Annotated in this window: 5 protein-coding genes; all 5 read left to right on the forward strand. The window is 69.9% G+C overall.

All coding sequences use genetic code 11. The features are described from left to right. Nucleotides 1-134: polysaccharide lyase family 7 protein (locus tag VGZ32_RS06270; RefSeq protein ID WP_326884889.1), on the forward strand; the 134-nt coding region annotated here is incomplete at its 5' end. A 927-nt stretch (nt 135-1,061) separates the two neighbouring features. Next, nucleotides 1,062-2,246 (forward strand): elongation factor Tu, encoded by a 1,185-nt coding sequence (gene tuf / locus VGZ32_RS06275; protein ID WP_326884884.1) that lies wholly within the window; start codon nt 1,062-1,064, stop codon nt 2,244-2,246. A gap of 150 nt (nt 2,247-2,396) precedes the next feature. After that, nucleotides 2,397-3,650 carry a Xaa-Pro peptidase family protein gene (locus VGZ32_RS06280; RefSeq protein ID WP_326884885.1) on the forward strand — a complete coding sequence of 418 codons (1,254 nt, stop codon included), beginning with the start codon at nt 2,397-2,399 and terminating at the stop codon, nt 3,648-3,650. Between the two features lie 119 nt (nt 3,651-3,769). Next, nucleotides 3,770-4,333 carry a VOC family protein gene (locus tag VGZ32_RS06285; protein ID WP_326884887.1) on the forward strand — a complete coding sequence of 188 codons (564 nt, stop codon included), beginning with the start codon at nt 3,770-3,772 and terminating at the stop codon, nt 4,331-4,333. Continuing rightward, the coding region (locus VGZ32_RS06290; protein ID WP_326884888.1) for a thiamine pyrophosphate-dependent dehydrogenase E1 component subunit alpha at nt 4,326-5,317 on the forward strand (992 nt) is incomplete at its 3' end. The genes VGZ32_RS06285 and VGZ32_RS06290, both read left to right, overlap by 8 nt.

The following is a 5,317-nucleotide window of genomic DNA, read 5'->3' on the forward strand; positions in this document are numbered from 1 at the left end:
GGACGGCCTCCTCGACCTTCAACGGCTATGGCATGTACTTCAAGGCCGGCGACTACGACCAGACCTCAGGCAGCGACTCCAGCGTCGGCGCACAGGTCGCGTTCTACGCACTGTCCATCCACCACAGCAGCTGATCTGATCTCAGCCCGGCATCCGGGTCGGGCACGGTAACGCGGCGTCCGCTGTCGTGCAGAAGCAGTTTCCGCACGACAGCGGACGGCCGATGGCCGAAGCGGCCCCGCAGCACGGTCAGTCCCCGGTCCACGGCTGTGGCCGCGATGAGCAGGAGCGCCCGCGTTACGGGCAGCCTATGCCGACTGCCCGCAACGGTCGGCCCGTGCGGTCGCCGCGGTTAAAGCGCGTCGCCGGTTAGCAAGAGCCGTCGGACTTCCAGATGTTCCAGGCGATCGCCGAACCGGTGTCACGCCCGTCGACCAGTAGGTAGCGGTGCAGTTGACGCTGTTGTAGGACACGTTGTCGCCGGGACATAGGACGTGCTCGCGCTCCACGCGGAGTAGCAGCTACCGCCGCCACCTCCACCCCCGCCGCCGCTGACCTGGTCCACAGCTGCCTGGGCCTCGGCCATGTGGGCCTGGTAAGCGCCGTTGGTGTACGTGGTCCACTGGCTCCAGCCACCGTTGGCCCAGATGGTGTGGGTGGACTGGGCGGCGAGTGACGCGGGCATGGCTGGACCGCGGCGGCGCAGACGGCGCACGAAAACCGGGTGCACTTTCGCCTAGCCCGTGGCACCTTTGTCCCCATGTTCGCGCGGTTCGCCCTCGATTCGCTGCCCGCAGGCTTCGGCCGGCCGGGTGCGCTGGCGACCGCCTCTGCCCTGTCCGCGGCCGCACTGACGGCGCCCGGCGCCCGAAGCTGACCCTCCTCCTGCTGCCGGAACCGACGGGGGAGGGTGTCGGGACCCGTGGCGTGAAGGTCTTGTTTCCGTCCACGGGTCCATCCGGTTCTCCAGCGCGGTCGCGGACGGCTCCGTCGCGCTGCGTACCCGCCGGCCCGGCCGGGATCCGCTTCGGATCCCGCTTCAGCTTCAGTAGGGGACGAACATGACCAAGCAGGCCTTCGCGCGCACCAAGCCGCATCTGAACATCGGCACCATGGGGCACGTCGACCACGGCAAGACCACCCTCACCGCGGCGATCACCAAGGTGCTCTCCCAGCGGGACGGCGCGACCACCGGCTTCGTCGCGCTCGACCGGATCGACCGCGCCCCGGAGGAGATCGCCCGCGGGATCACCATCAACATCGCGCACGTCGAGTACGAGACCGCGACCCGGCACTACGCGCACGTCGACATGCCCGGACACGCCGACTACGTGAAGAACATGATCACCGGCGCGGCGCAGGTCGACGGCGCGATCCTGGTCGTCTCCGCGCAGGACGGCGCGATGCCGCAGACCCGCGAGCACGTGCTGCTGGCCCACCAGATCGGGGTGCCCCACTTGGTGGTGGCGCTGAACAAGGCGGACCTCGCCGAGGACTCCGAGCTGCTGGACCTGGTCGAGCTGGAGATCAGGGAACTGCTGGACACCTACGGCTTCCCGGGCGAGGAGGTCCCGGTGGTGCGCGTCTCTGGACTGCGGGCGCTCGAGGGCGACCCGGTCTGGGAGGCGAGCGTGGTCGAGCTGCTCGACGCGGTGGACCGGTACATCCCGGACCCGCCGCGCGACCTGGACTCGCCGTTCCTGATGCCGGTGGAGAACGTGCTGACCATCACCGGTCGCGGCACGGTGGTCACCGGGGCCGTCGAGCGCGGCGTGCTCAGGCTCGGCGACATGGTCGACGTCGTGGGCCTCGGCGACGGTCCGACCAGCGTCTGCACCGGCATCGAGACCTTCGGCAAGCCGATGCAGGCCGCGGAGGCCGGGGACAACGCGGCGGTGCTGCTGCGCGGGGTCAAGCGCGAGCAGGTCCGACGCGGCCAGGTGCTGTGCGCGCCCGGCAGTGTCCGGCCGCACGCCCGCTTCCGGGCCGCGGTCTACCTGCTCTCGGCCTCCGAGGGCGGGCGGCACACCGGTTTCGGCAGCAACTACCGGCCGCAGTTCCACTTCCGCACCACGGACGTGGTCGGCGCGGTCGAGCTGGACAGCGGCATTGCGCTGCCCGGCGACACGCTCGAGCTCACCGTCGGGCTCGGCGCGCCGGTTGCCATGCACGAGGGTCTCGGCTTCGCCATCCGCGAGGGCGGCCGGACCGTCGCCGCAGGCACAGTGCTGGCGCTACTGGACTAAGCGGACCGACAAGGACCGACACGCCGGTGCACGGGCGGTTCCCCGGGTTGCCTGAGGCGGCCCGGGGAACCTGGCCAGGCAGCTGAACTGTGACTAGCATCGAGGCCGACAGCAATCGATTGCAGCAACCGCTTCTCCGGAGCGTCCGTCATGACACAGCCGACCGCCCGGCCCCTGGCAGCTCCCGGACACACCGCGGTGGACTACGAGGAGCGGGTCGACTTCGCACGCCTGCGCGCCTATCGGCTGTCGCGGGCGAGAGCGGCGCTCGAGGCCAGCGAGTGCGGCGCTTTCCTGCTGTTCGACTTTTACAACATCCGCTACACCACGCAGACCTGGATCGGCGGGGCGCTGGGGGACAAGATGACCCGTTACGCGCTGCTCACCCGGGCCGCGCAGGATCCGTGGCTGTGGGATTTCGGCTCTGCGGTGCGCCACCATCAGCTGTACTCGGACTGGTTGCCGGACGAGAACTGCCGGCCCGGCATGCTCGGCATGCGCGGCGCGGTCGCCCCGTCCGCGGGACTCATGGTCTCGGCCGTGGCCGAGATCGCGGGGATGCTCCGGGACGCAGGACTGGCGGACGCCCCGGTCGGGGTGGACATCGTCGAGCCGGCGTTCCTGTTCGAGATGCAGCGCCAGGGGCTGCGGGTGGTGGACTGCCAGCAGGCGATGCTCGACGCGCGCGTCATCAAGAGCGTCGACGAGATCGTGCTCCTGACGCAGGCGGCCGCGATGGTCGACGGCGTCTACGCCGACATCGTCGGCGCGCTGCGGCCCGGCGTGCGTGAGAACGAGATCGTCGCGCTGGCCAACAAGCGCCTCTACGAGATGGGCTCGGACCAGGTCGAGGCGGTCAACGCCATCTCCGGCGAGCGGTGCAACCCGCACCCGCACAACTTCACCGACCGGATCATCCGCCCCGGGGATCAGGCGTTCTTCGACATCATCCACTCCTACAACGGCTACCGGACCTGCTACTACCGCACGTTCGCGGTCGGGCGCGCCACCGCCTCGCAGCGCGCCGCCTACGCCACCGCGCGCGCCTGGATGGACGCCGCGATCGCGACGGTCAAGCCCGGCGTCGGCACCGACGAGATCGCCGCGGTGTGGCCGAAGGCCGCCGACTTCGGGTTCGCCGACGAAATGGCCGCGTTCGGCCTGCAGTTCGGGCACGGCCTCGGGCTCGGGCTGCACGAGCGGCCGATCATCTCGCGCCTGAACAGCCTGCGCGAACCCGTCGAGCTGCGCGAGGGCATGGTCTTCGCCCTGGAGACCTACTGTCCGGCCGACGACGGGTTCTCCGCCGCCCGCATCGAGGAGGAGGTGGTTGTCACCGCTGACGGCCCGCGCGTGCTCACGCTCTACCCCGCTGACGAACTCGTGGTCGCCAACCCCTTCTGAGCTCTTGTGACCCCTTCGGAAGCGACCGGCATTCCTGCGACTGCGAAAGGCGCCGCGACCATGGCTCTTGCAACCCTCACCGAGTCCATGTGCGTCGCGAGCCGGTGGTGACCGCAGCGATGACCACGCAACCACGCGTTGAAGTGCCGGTGCATGGCAATGTGGCCGACACCCTGCCCGGCGTGAGCGGGATCGACCACATCGGCTTCACCGTCCCCGACCTGGCCGAAGCCCGCCGCTTCCTCGAGGACGTCATCGGCTGCCAGTACATGTACTCCCTCGGCCCATTCGCCCACGACGACGACTGGATGGCCGAGCACCTGAACGTCGATCCGCGCGCCGTCATGCGGCGACTGCACTTCTTCCGCCTCGCCGGACAGGCCATCTTCGAAGTGTTCGAATACGAAGCCCCCGACCAGCACACCCGGCCGCCCCGCAACAGCGACCACGGCGGCCACCACATCGCGATCTACGTCGAGGACCTCGACGCGGCCGTGGCCTACCTGCACCGCCGCGGCGTGACCGTGCTCGGCGAACCGACCGCCAGCACCGGCCCGAGCGCCGGACAGCGCTGGGTCTACTTCCTTGCTCCGTGGGGCATGCAGTTCGAGCTCGTGTCCTATCCGGGCGGCAAAGCCTTCGATGCGGCAGGCGGCGGCAGAGAGGATAAGTCTGATGACTGATGTCCGTGAGCTGACACCACGAGTGTCTTGGACCGAGATCGGCGCCACCGATGCCGACTGGGACGCGGCAGACCCCGCGCTGCTCACCGCGATGTACAGCCAGCTCACACTCATCCGCGCCTTCGAGGAGTACGTGCTGGAACTGGCCGCCGACGGTCTGGTCCACGGGCCCGCGCACTCGAGCATCGGGCAGGAGGGTGCGGCGGTCGGCTCGATACTCGCGCTCAAAGACGGGGACACCGTCAACGGCTCCCACCGCGGGCACCACCAGTTCCTGGCCAAAGTGCTGCGTCACGTCGAACCGAAAGGAATCGACCCGACGGCGGACTACTCGCCCGAGGTGCGCGAGGTCCTGCTGCGCACCCTCGCCGAGATCTGCGGCCTGGACCGCGGCTGGAGCCACGGGCGCGGCGGCTCGATGCACCTGAAGCACAAGCAGGCCGGCGCGATCGGCACCAACGCCATCGTCGGCGGCGGCGTCCCGCTGGCCGCTGGCTCGGCCTGGGCGCATCGGCACGCGGGCACCGACAACGTGGCCGTGACCTACTTCGGCGACGGAGCCGCCAACATCGGCTCGACCCTCGAATCGCTCAACCTCGCCGCGGCGTGGGGCGTGCCGCTGTGCTTCTTCGTGGAGAACAACCACTACGCGGTGTCCACCAGCGTCGACGAGGCCACCGGCGAACCGCGCCTCTCGGCCCGCGGGCCGGGCTTCGGCGTGCGCAGCTTCCGCGTCGACGGCATGAACGCGCTGGCCACCTACCTGGCGATGACGCAGGCCGTGGCCCACATGCGCGGCGGCGGCCCCGCCCTGGTCGAGGCCGACCTGTACCGCTACTTCCACCAGAACGGGCCGTTCCCGGGCAGCGCCTTCCGCTACCGCACCAAGGAGGAAGAGGCGTCCTGGCGGGCGCGCGACCCGATCGCGCAGCTGACCGGGCACCTGGAACGGCGCGGCATCCTCACCTCCGGTCAGCTCGCCGA

The organism is Actinocrinis sp. (assembly GCF_035938995.1).
Taxonomy (GTDB): domain Bacteria; phylum Actinomycetota; class Actinomycetes; order Streptomycetales; family Catenulisporaceae; genus DASZGI01.

Excerpts from the sequence above, each read along its gene's own strand:
- VGZ32_RS06285 (WP_326884887.1), top strand. The coding sequence starts at position 3,770 with ATGACCACGCAACCACGCGTTGAAGTGCCGGTGCATGGCAATGTGGCC.
- VGZ32_RS06280 (WP_326884885.1), top strand. The coding sequence starts at position 2,397 with ATGACACAGCCGACCGCCCGGCCCCTGGCAGCTCCCGGACACACCGCG.
- tuf (WP_326884884.1), top strand. The coding sequence starts at position 1,062 with ATGACCAAGCAGGCCTTCGCGCGCACCAAGCCGCATCTGAACATCGGC.